Annotated in this window: 14 protein-coding genes; 9 read left to right on the top strand and 5 right to left on the bottom strand. The window is 39.1% G+C overall.

Annotation, left to right across the window (positions count from 1 at the left end):
* Nucleotides 1-330: transposase family protein (locus tag AC5YD2_RS11810; RefSeq protein WP_496126523.1), on the top strand; the 330-nt coding region annotated here is incomplete at its 5' end.
* A gap of 253 nt (nucleotides 331-583) precedes the next feature.
* Here AC5YD2_RS11810 and zapE read toward each other — a convergent pair.
* Both zapE and AC5YD2_RS11800 read right to left on the bottom strand, forming a co-directional pair.
* A complete protein-coding gene (zapE, locus tag AC5YD2_RS11805) occupies nucleotides 584-1744 on the bottom strand; it encodes a cell division protein ZapE (RefSeq protein ID WP_496126522.1) in 1161 nt (386 codons plus the stop codon).
* A gap of 115 nt (nucleotides 1745-1859) precedes the next feature.
* Nucleotides 1860-2870 carry an AraC family transcriptional regulator gene (locus AC5YD2_RS11800; protein WP_496126521.1) on the bottom strand — a complete coding sequence of 337 codons (1011 nt, stop codon included), beginning with the start codon at nucleotides 2868-2870 and terminating at the stop codon, nucleotides 1860-1862.
* A gap of 153 nt (nucleotides 2871-3023) precedes the next feature.
* On the opposite strand from AC5YD2_RS11800, the gene AC5YD2_RS11795 reads away from it, so the two are divergent.
* Both AC5YD2_RS11795 and AC5YD2_RS11790 read left to right on the top strand, forming a co-directional pair.
* On the top strand, nucleotides 3024-4544 hold the full coding sequence (locus tag AC5YD2_RS11795) for a flavin-containing monooxygenase (protein ID WP_496126520.1): 1521 nt from the start codon (nucleotides 3024-3026) through the stop codon (nucleotides 4542-4544).
* Nucleotides 4545-4671: 127 nt separating this feature from the next.
* A complete protein-coding gene (locus AC5YD2_RS11790) occupies nucleotides 4672-5580 on the top strand; it encodes a LysO family transporter (protein WP_496126519.1) in 909 nt (302 codons plus the stop codon).
* Between the two features lie 81 nt (nucleotides 5581-5661).
* Here the strand turns inward: AC5YD2_RS11790 and AC5YD2_RS11785 are convergent, their stop codons facing one another.
* Together AC5YD2_RS11785 and msrB are read right to left on the bottom strand one after the other, a co-directional pair.
* Complete coding sequence (locus AC5YD2_RS11785) at nucleotides 5662-6144, bottom strand: glutathione peroxidase (protein WP_496126518.1); 483 nt, start codon at nucleotides 6142-6144, stop codon at nucleotides 5662-5664.
* Nucleotides 6141-6560, bottom strand: a complete 420-nt coding sequence (msrB, locus tag AC5YD2_RS11780; protein ID WP_496126517.1) for a peptide-methionine (R)-S-oxide reductase MsrB — start codon at nucleotides 6558-6560, stop codon at nucleotides 6141-6143. Before msrB ends, AC5YD2_RS11785 begins: the two co-directional genes overlap by 4 nt.
* A 227-nt stretch (nucleotides 6561-6787) precedes the next feature.
* Here msrB and AC5YD2_RS11775 point away from each other — a divergent pair, with 227 nt between their 5' ends.
* Both AC5YD2_RS11775 and AC5YD2_RS11770 read left to right on the top strand, forming a co-directional pair.
* Nucleotides 6788-8218, top strand: a complete 1431-nt coding sequence (locus AC5YD2_RS11775) for a pyridoxal phosphate-dependent aminotransferase (RefSeq protein ID WP_496126516.1) — start codon at nucleotides 6788-6790, stop codon at nucleotides 8216-8218.
* 209 nt (nucleotides 8219-8427) lie between these two features.
* A complete protein-coding gene (locus AC5YD2_RS11770) occupies nucleotides 8428-9486 on the top strand; it encodes an asparaginase (RefSeq protein WP_496126515.1) in 1059 nt (352 codons plus the stop codon).
* 69 nt (nucleotides 9487-9555) lie between these two features.
* Here the strand turns inward: AC5YD2_RS11770 and AC5YD2_RS11765 are convergent, their stop codons facing one another.
* The gene (locus AC5YD2_RS11765) at nucleotides 9556-10410 is read right to left on the bottom strand and encodes a tetratricopeptide repeat protein (protein ID WP_496126514.1); all 855 of its coding nucleotides are present in this window, start codon (nucleotides 10408-10410) and stop codon (nucleotides 9556-9558) included.
* Nucleotides 10411-10579: 169 nt separating this feature from the next.
* On the opposite strand from AC5YD2_RS11765, the gene dnaE reads away from it, so the two are divergent.
* From dnaE to AC5YD2_RS11745, 4 genes are all read left to right on the top strand, one after another.
* Complete coding sequence (dnaE, locus tag AC5YD2_RS11760; RefSeq protein WP_496126513.1) at nucleotides 10580-14149, top strand: DNA polymerase III subunit alpha; 3570 nt, start codon at nucleotides 10580-10582, stop codon at nucleotides 14147-14149.
* Between the two features lie 36 nt (nucleotides 14150-14185).
* Nucleotides 14186-15040, top strand: coding sequence for an RNA methyltransferase (locus AC5YD2_RS11755; protein WP_496126512.1), 855 nt, complete (start codon nucleotides 14186-14188; stop codon nucleotides 15038-15040).
* On the top strand, nucleotides 15033-15845 hold the full coding sequence (cysE, locus tag AC5YD2_RS11750; RefSeq protein ID WP_496126511.1) for a serine O-acetyltransferase: 813 nt from the start codon (nucleotides 15033-15035) through the stop codon (nucleotides 15843-15845). The genes AC5YD2_RS11755 and cysE overlap by 8 nt, the downstream gene beginning before the upstream one ends.
* A gap of 110 nt (nucleotides 15846-15955) precedes the next feature.
* Nucleotides 15956-16870, top strand: coding sequence for an ABUW_2363 family tetratricopeptide repeat lipoprotein (locus tag AC5YD2_RS11745; protein WP_496126510.1), 915 nt, complete (start codon nucleotides 15956-15958; stop codon nucleotides 16868-16870).
* Nucleotides 16871-16987: the final 117 nt, after the last annotated feature.

The following is a 16987-nucleotide window of genomic DNA, read 5'->3' as shown; positions in this document are numbered from 1 at the left end:
GGTAGTCAACATGACATTAAATTGGCAAGAAAAACGATTGCAAAATTCAAGCATTGTGAATATGTGGTTACTGATTTAGGGTATCATGGACTAGAGGAGCGTGGATTTAAGCTATTGACTCCTATTAAGAAAAAGAAGAATTCTGCCTTATCTGATATTGAGAAAAAGTACAATAAAATCATTGGAGAAATACGAATTGTGATTGAACACATCAATCGTCAATTAAAAACATTTAGAATATTGAGTGAACGCTACCGAAACAGACGTAAGCGATTCGGTTTACGCATTAGCTTAATCGCTGCACTGGTAAACCGGATAAACTTGCGATAACGACTTTCGCAAGAGGTCTAATCAGCTCATGATTTTGTTAATAATTAAATAGAAGCTCTTAGACACTTTTAAAACTTTAAATAATCAGGTGCATTATTTCTATCTGGTTCTTCAAGCTGAGATTTGGAAGAAAGGATTAAAATTCGCAACCAAATAAAATCGACTAAATTATTCCCACTATATGGATTCAAATTTAGTTAATATCCATTAAAAAGGAGACATAAAGTCTCCTTTTTTTAAACAAAACTTAAGCTTAAAACTGTTCTACTGGACTTTTTTCAGTTGAAGTAATTTGTTTATGCTCTGATTGTAAGTATTCATCTGATTGCATCTCTAACAAACGTGAACGCGTACGCTCAATTTCAAAAGCTAAACGCTCACCACTATAAATATCAATAATATTGGCATGTGAAGTCAAAATCAGTTTCACGCCACGATCATAAAACTCATCAACCAGATAAATAAAACGACGCGTACCTTCAGACAAAACATCATTTAAATCAGGAACATTACTGACCAAAATCGTATTGTAGATATTTGCAATTTCAATAAAGTCAGCAGGACTACGTGGCTTCATACACAGTTCTCTAAATTCACACCAGAGTACATCTTCAGTATGACCAATCGTTTCAACCAGACGATTATTAATGGTAATCGGCTCTCTACTCACCGTTTGAGTCTGAGTCAAAGCCGCGAATCGCTCTGAAATCCAAACTTGATGTTCTTCGGTCAGCGGTGACTTAAACAATTGTGCTTGTTTTAGAACTCGTAGACGATAATCCACACCCGCATCAACATTCAAAATTTTACAATTCTTCTTCACCATTTCAATGGTAGGAATAAAACGGTCACGGTGAATGCCATTTTTATATAAACCGTCTGGTGCAATATTTGATGTTGCCACTAAGGTAATGCCGCGATTAAATAATTTTTGGAACAAATCACTAATGATCATCGCATCGGTCACGTTAGAGACAAAAAACTCATCAAAACAAATGACAACAGCTTCTTTATAGATTTGATCGGCGACGATATCGAGGGGATTCTGCTTGCCCGAATTTTTATTCAACTCTTTGTGTACATGTTGCATAAAGTGATGAAAATGCATACGCATCTTACGGCGGAATGGAATGGAATCATAAAACTGATCCATTAGCCATGTTTTACCACGTCCTACACCACCCCACATGTACACACCTTTAGGTGGGGTTTGACGACGAAAACGGCGAAATGCCTTTTTAGAGGCTTTGTAGCGGTTGATCAACTCTTCCCATACACGATTCAACTCATGTACTGCTTCCGCTTGAGCATCATCAGGCATAAATTGCCCTGAAGATATCGCTTGCGCATATCGTTCAGACGGTGAATAAATGGTGCTATTACTCGTGTTTGGTACTGAATTTTGATCTAACATAACATTTATATACTATTTTTTGGGCTAGTGAAATTATATAGAAATAATTAAAAAGTTAAATAAAACTTTGGGCTTAGCAAAAAAGCCAATAATATTTTAAATGATCTATATTGCGCTATTTTCTATATTGGCGTGGACTGTGACCAAACCAACGTTTAAATGCATGATTAAAAGCCGAAGGCTCCGAATAGCCAAGCATTTCCGCTATACGCTCAATCGACACACTATGATCATCAATCAACTTAAGCGCTTTATGTCGAATCAATTGTTCACGTATATCTTTATAACTGGTCTTATGTTGCTTTAATTGATGACGTAAAGTGCGCTCTGGAATATTCAAGGCTTGGGCTGTCTCAGCCATACTCGGGATATATCCACGTTGAATATCTAAAAAATCACGCACACTTTCAATCAAATGAGTTTGCAGCATGTCATCAGTTTGAAATCGAATGATTTCATTCTGACACTTATCTTCGTACAATCGAAAAGTGATTGCATCTGAAGATGGTATTCCAACCTCCAAAATGGATGGCTGAAAAACAAACCCCGCGTAATCACAGTCGAAATATAACTCTTTTCCATAGTATTGCTGGAACTTAGACAGCATATCTGCATCTTGAGGCGGGGAAAATGGCAATTCCACTCTAATTTCAGGAAAACCTAAACCCGCCATCATGTGAATTTCTTGTAGAAACTTAAGCGTTCCTGAAATTTCACAATGTGCTCTAAATAATCCAAGTGACTGATCTAAAAGCTGAGATTGATATTCTAAAGCAACATAATCAGATTTTTTTTTCAATAATAAATGCCCTGACAAATGTGTCAAAGACTGATATTGAATGGCATTTTTTAATGCTGTCTCTACAGTTGAGCTGGTCAGTAATAGCATTAACAGTGACCCATATCCTGCTAGCGCATAATGTTGACCAATGTCTAATCCTAATTCAGGTGCAATATCTTTCGCGATAGCACGCAATATATCCCATTCTAAATCTGGATGAATCACAGCAGCGGGATCGAATGAATCTGCTTTTAAACCAATTTGCTTTAATCGTTGATCCACAGGTATTCCTGCTTGACGCATTCCCTGTATCAAATACATTAAACCTAAAATTGATCGTTTCATGTTGCATGAATTAAATAGGACATGACTCGTTTTAACTTAAATCGAGACCAAACGATATTGCCGAAAATATCAATTTTAACTGTCTTGAATATCATGTTGTTTTGAGCTGAGTTTGTTTAAGATACTTTAAAAGAAAAATATGGAATAAGTTTAATGCAAGCAAGCCATGACCAAAATCAATCCGTTCAAGCTCTACAAAGTACATTAACTTCACCAGAAAAATTTAAGGTGGCCATTATAGGCTCTGGTTTTGGTGGGCTGGCAGCCGCTATCAGACTTCTACAAAGTGGTATAAATGATTTTATCATTTTAGAAAAAGCGGATGATGTCGGTGGAACTTGGCGTGAAAACCAATATCCTGGTGCTGCTTGTGATGTTCAGTCGCATATGTATTCCCTGTCCTATGCACCCAAAACGGATTGGTCGAAGCGCTATGCGGAAGCCCCTGAAATTTTTCAATACATTCAGAGTTTGATCAAAGACTTTCAACTCAAACAATATATTCGCTTCAATCACGAGGTGACATCAACACGTTATGATGAAAATCTATGCCAGTGGAGTATTGAGACGAAACAAGGTTCAAACATTCAAGCTCAATTTTTAATTTTTGCTTCTGGCCCTTTGCATGTTGCACAAATTCCTAAAATTAAAGGCATTGAAAAATTTAAGGGCAAAGTTTTCCATTCTTCACATTGGCAACATGATTATGACTTAACAGGTAAAAATGTTGCTTCGATTGGTACAGGTGGAAGTGCGATTCAATATATCCCTGAAATCGCCCCACAAACCAATCAACTCTATGTATTCCAACGTACAGCGGCATGGGTGATCCCCCGTGATGAACGTGCTTACAATCCTCTCGATAAAAAATTATTTGCAAAATTTGATTGGTTCCGTAAATTACATCGTGCTCGCCTATATTGGTCAAATGAATCCCGCGTTGTTCCGATTGTAAAACCAAAAATGATGAAGGCAGGACAAAAGCTTGCTGAACTCTTTATCAAATACCAAGTGAAAGATAAAGACATCGCGGCAAAACTTACCCCTGACTACACCATGGGCTGTAAACGAATTTTAGTGTCCAACAAGTATTTTCCTACTTTTAACCGTTTTAATGTTGAACTCATCACAGATGCCATTCAAGAGCTCACCGAAGACAGTATCATCACTAAAGATGGTCAAGAACGGAAAATTGACTGTCTCATTTACGGAACAGGCTTCATTACAGATCCTAGAATTTACCTAAAATCTTTTGAATGCATCGGCGAAAATGGACTTGAACTCAAAGATGCATGGAAAGAAGGTGCAGAAAGCTTTTATGGGATAGCAACCAAAGGTTTCCCGAATTTATTTCAATTGTTAGGGCCGAATACCGTTCTAGGTCATAATTCTGTAATTTTCATGATTGAATCCCAAGTCAATTATATTGTTCAACTGATTCAAGCTGTTGAAAAATCTCGTACGCAAGCTGTTGTGGTGAAAGACAAAGTTCAAGATGATTTTAATGCACATATTCAGAAACAATTTACTGGCACCGTATGGCAATCAGGTTGCGTGAGCTGGTATCAACAAGAGGGTGGTAAAAACTTCTCATTATGGCCCTCTTATACTTGGAAATATTGGTTAAACACTAAGAAACCTAATTTAGCGGATTATCGTTATTTGAATCCTTAAGCCTAAATTTTTAAGCCATACCAAAGCTCAATATATGCATATAAATCGCATTATTATGAATAAAAAGTCATTTTGACTTAAGCATTAGTGGTCATAATAAGCAGGAATAAACTTCCTGCTTAATGATATGCAATCTCTGTGGCTTATTTTCCAACTTTTATTTTGTTTATTTTTAGGGTTCGTTTTCGCAAGACGTTTGCCGAAATGGTTTGAAGCCCTGTGCTTTAAAGTTCTACCTTATTTTACCTACTTATTATTGATCGCTATTGCGATCGAGTTTTCGCACACATTAAATAATATTGCGAGCCCCGGATTGATCTTAACTAATGCCATAACCATTGCATTATTGACATCGATCGGCGCGTTTGGTTGTTGTTATCTGCTTTACAAAATGATTGGCGTACAACCCACTCAAGGCAAGGTTTCAACGGATTTACTTTTTAAGTCTTTAATTAACATCAGTTATGCATTTATTGCATTGGGCATTGGTTATGGCATTGCAGAGATTGGCTTAAGATTTGATTATCAAATCCTATTCAGCTCGTGGAACTTACTACTCGTTTTCATGTTCTTAATTGGTCTAGACCTCGCCTACTCTCCACTGGATCGTTCATGGCTCAATTGGAAAATTTTACTGGTGCCATTCGGCTGTATCTTGGGATCACTGCTTGGCGCATTTGCATCCATGTTACTTATTCAAAATATTAGCCTCAAAGATTTGATCATGCTGTCACAAGGTTATGGCTTTTACTCTATGACAGGCATCGTCGTCACTGAATTAAGAAATGCTGAACTAGGCAGTATCGCGTTGATGAATGATCTGTTTAGAGAAATATTTGCCATTTTATTTATGTATTTGATTGGCTGGCGCTATCCACGCTCGGCAATTTCTTCAGCAGGTGCAACTGCGATGGACGTGACTTTACCCATGGTGAAACAGTCATGTGGAAATGAGTTTATACCACATGCGATGGTCAGTGGGTTTATCCTTTCAGTACTCGCACCGATTATTGTGAGTTTATTGGCTGCATTTTAAAATCAATATGTCTTGCAAAATATCATTCAACAAAAAAAATCAGCTCATTGAGCTGATTTTTTAAATTTAAATTAATACTCATTACTTCGACAAAGCTTTTTCTATATCTTCTTCTAAAGCTTCAGGCTTGGTGGTCGGTGCGTATCGATTGAGCACTTTACCATCTTTGCCAATGAGAAATTTAGTGAAGTTCCATTTGATCCCGCTCCCCAAAACCCCTTTACTGTTATTGGTCAGGTAACGGAAAATCACATGCGCATTGGCACCCTTCACATCTACTTTGGCGAACATCGGGAAAGAAACACCATAATTTTTCTGACAAAAACTGCCGATTTGGTCATTCGATCCTGGATCTTGCCCCCCAAACTGATTACATGGAAAGCCCAAAACTTCAAACCCTTGGTCTTTATACTTCTGATACAGCTTTTCTAAACCAGCAAACTGGGGTGTAAAACCACACTTGCTTGCGGTATTCACAATCAACAACACTTTCCCAGCGTAGTCAGAAAATTGTTTATTTTGTTCATTTAACAACTCAGCTTCGAACTGATAGATGTCTGTCATGGATAGGTTTCCTCATCATTTTTTTCTTGTGTCTTGAGTTCTAATGACGCTGAATTTACACAATAACGAAGCCCTGTAGGTTCTGGACCATCTTCGAACACATGCCCCAAATGCGCATCGCAGTTATGGCAAATAATTTCAGTACGGTACATGCCTTGTGTAAAATCATCTTGTTCTTCAACCACTGTCGGTGTGATTGGTCTAAAAAAGCTTGGCCAACCGCAACCACTGTCATATTTGGTTTCAGATGAAAATAACTGTTCTCCACAGCAACGGCAAGTGTAAATTCCCGATTGTTTGGTATTCCAATATTTACCGGTAAAAGCTTGTTCAGTCCCCTTCTGACGGGTAATACGGAACTCTTCAGGTGATAACTCTCTTTGCCATTCACGGTCTGATTTATTGATCTTACCCATGATTACGTCCCTTTATATCGTGCATTAAAATAGGATAATCCTATATTTACGTCATTCATTTTCAAATTTCTAGTATTAATTTTACAAATTACAAAACATATAAAAGGATTTTAAAAGCAAAAAGGAAGCAAATTAATCTCAACAAAGTAAGCAATTCTTAGTTTGAATGCTTTTTTGTGAGCAAAATAAGTGTTAATCTAGGGGCAATTCTTGCTCAGGATTAAAAAATGTCGCAGAAAAAAAGCGTAATTTTTAAAAATCTGCTTCCTGTGATTAAACAATATCAACAGGCAGGATTTACGCATGAAAAAATCGTTGGTTTACTCAGAGATGAGCATCAACTCGATTTGGTCACCACAGAGACTTTTAAAAGCTATTTATACCGTTATGCAAAAGTGACCTCCACTCAATCAGAGAACATTAAAATGCCGAACACATTTCAATCTCCACGCAAAATAAAAAAATCGTCTAAGCTCGAGCATGTATGCTACGACATCCGTGGACCTGTGTTACGTGCCGCCAATGAGATGGAAGAAGCGGGTCATAAAATTATTAAACTGAACATTGGCAACCCTGCTCCATTTGGTTTTGAAGCACCGCAAGAAATTATTAACGATGTGGCACTCAACCTTCCAAATGCGATTGGTTACACCGATTCAAAAGGGATTTTTCCTGCACGTAAAGCCGTATGCCAGTATTATCAACAAAAAGGCATCTTTGATATGCATGTCAATGACGTGTATATCGGTAATGGCGTCTCTGAGTTGATTGTGATGGCAATGCAAGGGTTACTAGACGATGGCGATGAAATGCTCGTTCCAATGCCTGATTATCCTTTATGGACTGCTGCGGTAAATCTTTCGGGTGGTACGGCGATTCACTATAAATGTGATGAAGAAGATCACTGGTATCCAGATATCGCGGACATGGAAAGTAAAATCACACCCAATACTCGCGGTATCGTAATTATTAACCCGAATAACCCAACGGGTGCAGTCTATCCACGCCATGTCTTAGAAAAAATTGTGGCACTTGCAAAAAAATATGATCTGATTTTATTTGCAGATGAAATTTACGACAAAATCATTTACGACGGTATCGAACACGTGTCTGTCGCTGCGCTTGCAGGTGATCAATTATGCGTATCATTCAATGGCTTATCTAAATCATATCGAATTGCAGGTTTCCGTTCAGGTTGGATGGCGATTACAGGTGATAAAAAGCGTGCTTCAGACTACATTGAAGGTCTAGACATGCTTGCTTCTATGCGTTTATGTGCAAACCATCAAGCGCAGTATGCCATTCAAACCGCATTAGGCGGTTATCAGTCGATTAATGACTTGATTCGTCCGGGTGGTCGCTTATACGAACAGCGAAATATCGCTTGGCAAATGCTCAATGAAATCCCAGGTGTCAGCTGTGTGAAACCTGAAGGGGCAATGTATTGCTTTCCAAAACTCGATCCAAATATTTATCCTGTTGAAGATGATGAACAACTTATGCTTGATCTGCTTCGTGCTGAAAAAGTGTTATTGGTACAAGGTACAGGATTTAACTGGCCAACGCCTGATCATTTCCGTGTGGTGTTCTTACCCGCTGAAAATGAGCTTCGCGAAGCGATCAATCGTTTAGGACGTTTCTTATCAAAGATGCGTTAATTCTATTGATTAATCTCTGGAAATGATTAAGTTCTAAAAACATAAAAGCTCTGGTGATCAAAATCAGGGCTTTTTTTGCTTTATCATTTTTAATGATCAATATTTTTTTTATATTTTCATTTTGATATATCACTTCACTGTTAATATCGTTTATGGTCGAAGTGGTACAAAAAATGCTCGGAAAGTATAGAATTTAATAAGGATAGATCATGAAAAAAACGTTAACAGCATTAACCCTCAGCTTGGGTTTACTTTTACCCATTACAAGTTTTGCTAAAAATAATGTCGTGGTGGTTGCCACTGGTGGCACGATTGCAGGTGCAGGTGCAAGCTCAACCAATAGTGCTACCTATACAGCCGCAAAAGTTCCTGTCGATCAACTTCTGACTGCAGTCCCACAAATCCAAAATCTTGCGAATGTGAGTGGCGTTCAAGCCATGCAAGTGGCTTCTGAAAGTATTACAGATAAAGAACTTTTGTCTTTAGCCCGCCAAGTGAATGATCTCGTCAAAAAACCAGACGTAAATGGTGTCGTGATTACACATGGTACAGATACTTTAGAAGAAACAGCCTTCTTTTTAAATTTGGTGGTGCATACAGATAAACCAATCGTTCTTGTAGGTTCAATGCGCCCTTCTACTGCGCTTTCTGCAGATGGCCCATTGAATCTTTATAGTGCAGTTGCTTTAGCGGCGGACGATACAGCTAAAGGAAAAGGTGTCTTCATCCTGATGAATGACAGCATTTTTGCTGCTCGCGATGTGACAAAATCAATTAACTTACATACCGATGCTTTCGAGAGTCAATGGGGAGCTTTAGGCACACTTATCGAAGGAAAATCATATTGGTTTAGACAGTCGACTAAACGCTTTAATAACAAATCAGAATTTAATATCGAAAATATCAAAGGTGATGGATTACCCCTTGTTCAAATCGTTTACGGTTCTGGCAACATGGTTCCAGATGCCTATCAAGCTTATGCCAAGGCAGGTGCAAAAGCGATTATCCATGCGGGTACGGGTAACGGCTCAGTCGCAAAAAATATTGTGCCCACTTTGACTGAGCTACAAAATCAAGGAGTTCAAATCATCCGCTCTTCACGAGTTCCGAAAGGTTTCGTACTACGCAATGCTGAACAACCTGATGACAAATACGGATGGGTGGTTGCACATGACTTAAACCCTCAGAAAGCCAAACTCTTGGCGGCATTGGCTTTAACCAAGACTAAGGATGCAAAAGAGATTCAGCGAATGTTTTGGGAATATTAAAAGATAATTTTGCCCATCAATGAAATAAAAAAGCACTTTAAGGTGCTTTTTTATTTGGATAGTTTTTGATTAGTCTTCTTGAAGTTCTTGTACTTTATTTAAATCTTTTTTCAATCCAAAACCACCAACACTATATATTTCTGACAATTTATCTTTAGCTTCTTTATGACACAGCCTAGCAGCTTTTTCATAGAACTCGGCTGCTTTCGTATAATTTTTACTAACACCCTCACCTTCAGCATACATATTCCCTAGATTATAGTAAGCATGTCCAATATCTTGACTAGCAGACAATGTAAATAGTCGTTTAGCCTCACTATAGCTTTGTTGGACACCTTCACCATACTGATAAAGTAGACCCAAATTATTTTGTGCGTCAGCATTATTTTGTGCAACAGCTAATTTATAATATTTAACTGCTTTGACAATATCTTTCGGAACATCTTCTCCCTCATCAAATAAAACACCTAGTTCAAATTGGGCAAGATCTAAACCTTGGTCTGCAGCTTTAGTCAGTAAGAAAATAGCTTTTTCAGGGTTACTCTCAACGCCATCCTCTCCCTCTATCAATATTTGTGCTAACTCATAATGTGAAAGCAAATGTCCTTTACTGATTGCTTTTGAATACCATTGAACTGCTTCCACATTATTTTCTTCTACACCCTCGCCATAATCTAATAAGTATGCGGTTGAATATTCAGCTTTAACATGACCTTTTTCTGCTGCCTTCTTAAACCATTTAAAAGCTTCTTCTAGGTTTTCTTCAACACTAACTCCATTATAATAGGCTTCACCTAAATCATACTCAGCTTGGGCTTGACCTTCTTTTGTATTTTTTAATAAATTCTCACTAAAATCTTTTTGTGCACAAGCAGTAAGTGTAAACGTCATACCAATAAAAATACTGATCAATATTTTTTTCATTTAATTTAAGTGCTCATAAATTTTATTTTTGTTGACGAAGTTTAGTCTTTACTTAATACGCATTCAAGCATTTCATTTTATGAACAGATAATTGATCTTTTTACTTTTGTTCATTACCTCAGACTAAGAGCGTGTTAAAATATTTTTTGATCTAGCGAAGGATTCATTTATGCAGTTTGTTCATCTTGGTATTCATACAGAATTTTCGATTACTGAATCGATCGTACGTATACCTGATCTCATGAAATCTGCAGTAGATGATCAAATGCCTGCTTTGGCAATGACTGATCTTTCAAACTTACACGCGGCTGTAAAGTTTTACACCTCTTGCCTAAAAAAAGGCATTAAACCTATTTTAGGTGGTGTAATTCGACTCAATGATGAGTCCCATCGTGTCACTTTACTGGCGATGAATAATACAGGCTGGCGTAGTCTGACCGAAATTATTTCCCGTGGTTTTATCGAAGGTCAGCAACTCGGTATTCCTTGCGTTAAAAAAGAATGGGTACTTGAACAGTCAAATGACATCATTGCCTTACTGGGTATGCAAAGTGATGTCGGAGAAATGCTCTGCTCGGGCAACCCACAAAAAGCCGAACCTCTGCTTGAAGAATGGATCGCAAAATTTGGGAATCGAGTTTATCTTGCGCTGACACGTACAGACCGCCCGAATGAAGAAGCATTTATACAAGAAGCTGTAAAATTAGCAGCCAAATATCAAATTGGTGTGGTCGCACATAATGACGTACATTTTATCAATGCTGAAGACTTTGAAGCCCATGAAGCACGTGTCTGTATCGCAGATGGTTACGTTCTAGGTGACAATCGTCGCCCACGCACCTACAGCCCTGAACAATATTTCAAAACCTCTGAGCAAATGGTTGATCTATTCTCAGACCTACCAAGTGCCATTGAAAACACAGTTCAAATCGCAAAACGCTGTAACGTCTCTTTGCAATTGGGTAAATACTTTTTACCCGACTATCCAATTCCAGAAGGTCATACCATTGACACCTTCTTTGCTCATTTATCTGAGCAAGGTTTGGAAGAACGTCTTGCTCATCTTTACCCTGTTGATCAACGGGATGAAGATTGGCCTGAGATTCGCAAGCCCTATGATGAACGTCTAGCATTTGAAATTAAAATCATTAACTCCATGGGATTCCCGGGCTACTTCCTCATTGTCATGGACTTCATTCAATGGTCTAAAAATAATGGTGTTCCCGTTGGTCCAGGTCGTGGTTCAGGTGCAGGTTCTTTGGTTGCATATAGCTTAAAAATTACCGACCTAGACCCGCTTCCATATGGACTCCTGTTCGAACGATTCTTAAACCCAGAACGTGTATCAATGCCCGATTTCGACGTCGATTTCTGTATTGCTGGTCGTGACCGTGTCATTGACTATGTCGCACGGACCTATGGTCGTGATGCCGTTTCGCAAATTGCAACTTTCGGTACCATGGCTGCCAAAGGGGCGATTCGAGATGTCGCACGCGTACTGGGCAAATCTTATGGTTTAGCCGATCGTATTTCGAAGATGATTCCAACCAAACCCCTCGGTTTGAACTTGCTAGAGTCGATTGAAGCAGAACCCCAACTGAAAGACATTGTGACCAATCCATCGAATCCAGATCATGAAGATGCTGCAGAGATTTGGGAAATGGCGCTCAAACTTGAAGGCATTACTCGAAATACAGGTAAACATGCCGGCGGTGTGGTCATTGCACCGACCAAGATCACAGACTTCTCCGCGGTCATGTGTGAAGAAGATGGTACAGGTCGTGTCGCTCAATTTGATAAGGATGATGTCGAATCTGCAGGTCTGGTCAAGTTTGACTTTTTGGGGCTTCGAAATTTAACGGTCATTGAAGATGCGATTCAGCATATCAATCAACGCGTAAAATTTGATACGCCTCTCAAAATTGAAAATATTCCACTCAACGATAAAGCAGCCTATTCCATCTTCGCGGATGCCAACACCACAGCAGTGTTCCAGTTTGAATCCGTGGGCATGAAAAAGATGCTGAAAGAAGCACGCCCTTCAAAGTTTGAAGAAATTATCGCATTCGTGTCGTTATATCGTCCCGGTCCGATGGATCTGATTCCTGACTTTATCCATCGTATGCATGGCGGTGAGTTCGAATATCTTCACCCATTACTTGAAGGCGTCTTGGAGCCAACCTACGGGATTATGGTGTATCAAGAACAAGTGATGCAGGCAGCTCAATATTGCGCAGGCTATAGTCTGGGTGGTGCGGATTTACTTCGCCGTGCCATGGGTAAGAAAAAGCCTGAAGAAATGGTGAAACAACGCCAAATCTTCATCGAGGGTGCTGCTCAGAAAGACATTGATGAACAAACGGCAAACCATATCTTTGACTATATGGAAAAGTTCGCAGGTTATGGTTTTAACAAATCACATGCCGCTGCCTACGCCCTCGTTGCCTATCAAACAGCATGGTTGAAAGCCCATTACCCTTCAGAATTTATGGCTGCTGTTCTGACATCGGAAATGCAAAATACGGACAGCATTGTATTTTTAATTGACGATTGTCGAAATAATGGACTCGACGTATTACCACCTTCAGTCAATATGTCGATTTACCAATTCCATGCGACAGATGAAAATACGATTGTTTATGGTTTAGGCGCGATCAAAGGTGTCGGCGAAGCCGCAATGCAATCAGTGATTGATTCACGCAAACAACTGGGTCCATTTAAAGATCTTTTTGATTTCTGCCATCGTATCGACCTAAAGAAAATCAACAAACGGACGCTTGAAGCTTTAATTCGCTCAGGCGCTTTGGATTGTTTAGGCATTGAACGCTCAAGCCTGATGGCTCAACTGCCAGAGGCCGTACAAGCAGCGGATCAAGCACGTTCAAACCGTGAATCAGGTATCATGGATTTGTTTGGTGAAGTCGAAGAAGTTCAGCGTAAGCCTGCCAAACCTGTTAAACCTTGGTCAGATGAAGTCCGTTTAAAAGGGGAAAAAGACACACTTGGGTTGTATCTAACAGGTCATCCAATTGATGTTTATCGCCCTGAACTCAAATCATTTATTTCACAAAAAATTAATGAATTGACACCTACACGTCGTGGCGTGACTACGGTATTTGCTGGATTGGTAGTCGATGTTGCTAACTTCCCGAACCGTATGATGATCACGTTAGATGATGGTACGGCACGGATTGAAGTGTCAGCCAATCATGAACGCTTCCAACGTTTCAAAGAGATCATTGTCACTGAACAAGTGGTGGTGATTGAAGGCGAAATCTATGAGCGTGAAGGTTTTGACCGCCCAATGGGACGACTCACCAAAGCTTTTACCTTAAATGAAATTCGTCAGAAACGTGCGAATTGCATTCAGATCAAGCTTGATGCTGAGCACATGAGTAAAACACTCAGCTCAGACTTACAAAAAATTATTCTCCCTTATTGTAATGTCGATATGTGTAATCACATTCCACTACACATTCTTCTCGATTATCCATATGCGACTGCTGAACTACATTTAGGGGTCAATTGGAAAGTTGCACCTTTAGATGCTTTGCTTTCTCAACTGCGTGATTATTTCGGCAAAGAAGCACTTCATGTGGAATATCAAGTCAAATCAAAAGCGGCGAAGAGTAAAGCTGCGGATCCAAATCAGACTTATCCGCTTGCACCACCTCCCAATGATGTAAGCATGGATGAAGCGATGGATCTGTATCAAGCTGAAGCCAGCCAATACTCTTAAACCGTCGCTAAACCACTGCTCAAATTTGGAATAATTATGGATATTATTGATAATGCAGCTGTTGCAGCGCATTTAAGCCATGTACGTATTGTCATGGTCAACACCACGCTTCCTGCCAATATTGGTAGCGCTTTACGCGCAATGAAAACCATGGGGCTGTGTAAGTTAGTACTCGTTTCACCGAAAACGTATCCACATCCTGATATAGATGCATTGGCTGCGGGTGCGACAGATCTGATCGATCAAATTGAAATTGTAGAAACATTAGAAGACGCGATTAAAGATTGTCATATTGTGTTTGGAACCAGTGCACGTAGTCGTACTATTCCTTGGCCGCTACTCGATGCGCGTCCTGCCGCACAGAAATCCATGAAAGCTGTGCTGCAAGAACAACAAGAAATTGCAGTGATCTTTGGTCGTGAAGACCGCGGATTAACCAACGAAGAACTGGCTTTAGCAAATTTTCATGTCACCATTCCTGTCAATACCGATTACGGCGTATTGAATGTTGCTCAAGCCATTCAAATTATTTGCTATGAAATGCGCATGGCGACGACTGAGCTGATGGAACATGAAGTGGATGATAAAGCCACCATGAAAGTCACTGAAGATGATGCGATGGAGTGGGATGAGCCATTGGTTACGCATGAACAAATGGAACAGTTCTATCCGCATATTCAAAAAATGCTGGAAGAAATTGAATTTTTAGATCCTAAAAACCCACGATTATTACCATTACGCTTGCGTCGTTTGTTCGGACGTATACAATTAGATCGTATGGAATACCATCTACTTAGAGGTATTTTCAGTCGTGTTCAAGCTTTGAACAAAGGGACATGGAAAAAATCTACTTTAGATCAAACAAAAACTGAGGATCAAACAAATGCTTAAACAGCTCAGAGAAGATGTCAAAGCTGTATTCGCGCGCGATCCTGCTGCTCGAAATACATTTGAAGTTTTAGCGACCTATCCAGGCATTCATGCACTGATCATGCATCGAGTTGCCCATAAATTATGGGTCAAAGACTGTAAAACTTCAGCGCGTATGCTTTCTTCTTTTAGCCGTTTTGCCACAGGTATTGAAATACATCCAGGCGCAAAAATTGGTAAACGTTTTTTTATCGATCACGGTATGGGCATTGTGATTGGAGAAACCGCAGAAATTGGTGATGATGTTACGCTTTATCATGGTGTCACCTTAGGTGGAACAACCTGGAATAAAGGCAAACGTCATCCAACCCTTGAGGACGGCGTTATTGTCGGTGCGGGGGCCAAAATTTTAGGGCCATTTACTGTTCATAAAAATGCTAAAGTCGGTTCAAATGCCGTTGTAACTAAGGAAGTTCCTGAAGGTGCCACTGCAGTCGGCAACCCTGCCCGATTTATTTTAAAGAATAAACCACTAGAAAATGAGCAAGAATCACGCCGTCGCGATTATGCTGAGCAAATTGGTTTCCAACCTTATGCGATGACACAAGATCAATCTGACCCAATGATCGATGGCATGCGTGTTTTATTGGATCGTATTCAACAAAATGAAATTCGCATGAACACACTTTGTCAGCGTTTATCTTTGCTTGATCCCACTTTTGATAAGTCACAACCTGTTCAACGCCCATTTAGCGAAGAAGAGTTAAAGATTATTGAAGAAGTTCGTCGTGAATGCGAAACCCAAACATTTCAATCTAAAGCTTAATGTATAAATTTTAATAACAACACTGAATTATGGTTGCATGTTGTTCTGGCATTTTTTAGACTGAGCAACATGCATTTATCAACACTTACAACAATATATCGGAAATCATTATGACCATTAAGCCTCTGGTATGTGCGATTATCGCATCAACTTTCATTGTCGGATGTAGTACATCTTCTATTAAAACGAGCAAAATAAACAATGATCCGATCTACTACACTGAACCTGATCTAAGTGCCCCTTTTTACGCACTGAATCCTTTTGACTACACCAAGCCTCCTGTATTTGAACTTGAGTTAAAAAAAGCAGCTGCTGCACCTTTAAACAAACTTGAAGTGACCGATCCTAAAACACAGAAAAAGCTGATTTTAGATACCAATAAACTCATTATTCCAACGATTAATAGCAAAACACGTGCAATGAAATATGCAGTGCTTGCCGGTCAAAATGAAATCGACATTACTGAAATTGATGATTTCTTACAAATGGTAGAAGGTAAAGCGCGTCATTATCCACCACGTTTTACAGACCGCCAAGAACGTTACGGTTTTGAAGCAAAGTTAAAACAAGTCTCTGCACAACTAGATGAGCTTGCATCGAAAGATAATGCATCTTTTGATATTTTAGTCCGTGCTTTTAAAGCGAGTGTGATGGGTCGTAATTTGGACTTAGGTTCAAGTTACACCACTAAATCTTTAAAATATGCTTCTCAAATTTTAAAATTAAATAAAGAAGATGCTGAAGCAAACTTCTGGTTTGGTTTCTCATTGTCTGAAGGTGGTGGTCAAAAAGAAGCAACCCCTTATATTGATAAAGCGATTAAAGCTGGTGTTCAAGAGGCCTATCTCGTTGCCGCAAATAACTACATTTATTTAGGTCAAAAGAAGAATGCTGTACAAACTCTAAAAAACTACAAAGTGAAATATCCTGAAGAAGGCGAAATTGCAGATCGCCTCATCAGTGAGATTGAGAAACAAGGGCGATACAATGTTTGGCAAATTCTAAACAATCCTGCTCAATCATAATTTTAAAAATTAATTTTTAGAATCCTAAAATAGACTGATTTTTCAGTCTATTTTTTTTGAATGGTCACTTTCAATTTCTAAAATTTAACGTATGATTTTAAATGACTCATTCATTGT

It is taken from the genome of Acinetobacter sp. CY73 (genome assembly GCF_059515865.1).
Note: the sequence above shows the minus strand (reverse complement) of the source record. Positions and strands in the feature narration are given on the sequence as shown.

Coding starts and splice junctions, on each gene's coding strand:
- zapE (WP_496126522.1), bottom strand. CDS start 1,744: ATGTTAGATCAAAATTCAGTACCAAACACGAGTAATAGCACCATTTAT.
- AC5YD2_RS11800 (WP_496126521.1), bottom strand. CDS start 2,870: ATGAAACGATCAATTTTAGGTTTAATGTATTTGATACAGGGAATGCGT.
- AC5YD2_RS11795 (WP_496126520.1), top strand. CDS start 3,024: ATGCAAGCAAGCCATGACCAAAATCAATCCGTTCAAGCTCTACAAAGT.
- AC5YD2_RS11790 (WP_496126519.1), top strand. CDS start 4,672: ATGCAATCTCTGTGGCTTATTTTCCAACTTTTATTTTGTTTATTTTTA.
- AC5YD2_RS11785 (WP_496126518.1), bottom strand. CDS start 6,144: ATGACAGACATCTATCAGTTCGAAGCTGAGTTGTTAAATGAACAAAAT.
- msrB (WP_496126517.1), bottom strand. CDS start 6,560: ATGGGTAAGATCAATAAATCAGACCGTGAATGGCAAAGAGAGTTATCA.
- AC5YD2_RS11775 (WP_496126516.1), top strand. CDS start 6,788: ATGTCGCAGAAAAAAAGCGTAATTTTTAAAAATCTGCTTCCTGTGATT.
- AC5YD2_RS11770 (WP_496126515.1), top strand. CDS start 8,428: ATGAAAAAAACGTTAACAGCATTAACCCTCAGCTTGGGTTTACTTTTA.
- AC5YD2_RS11765 (WP_496126514.1), bottom strand. CDS start 10,410: ATGAAAAAAATATTGATCAGTATTTTTATTGGTATGACGTTTACACTT.
- dnaE (WP_496126513.1), top strand. CDS start 10,580: ATGCAGTTTGTTCATCTTGGTATTCATACAGAATTTTCGATTACTGAA.
- AC5YD2_RS11755 (WP_496126512.1), top strand. CDS start 14,186: ATGGATATTATTGATAATGCAGCTGTTGCAGCGCATTTAAGCCATGTA.
- cysE (WP_496126511.1), top strand. CDS start 15,033: ATGCTTAAACAGCTCAGAGAAGATGTCAAAGCTGTATTCGCGCGCGAT.
- AC5YD2_RS11745 (WP_496126510.1), top strand. CDS start 15,956: ATGACCATTAAGCCTCTGGTATGTGCGATTATCGCATCAACTTTCATT.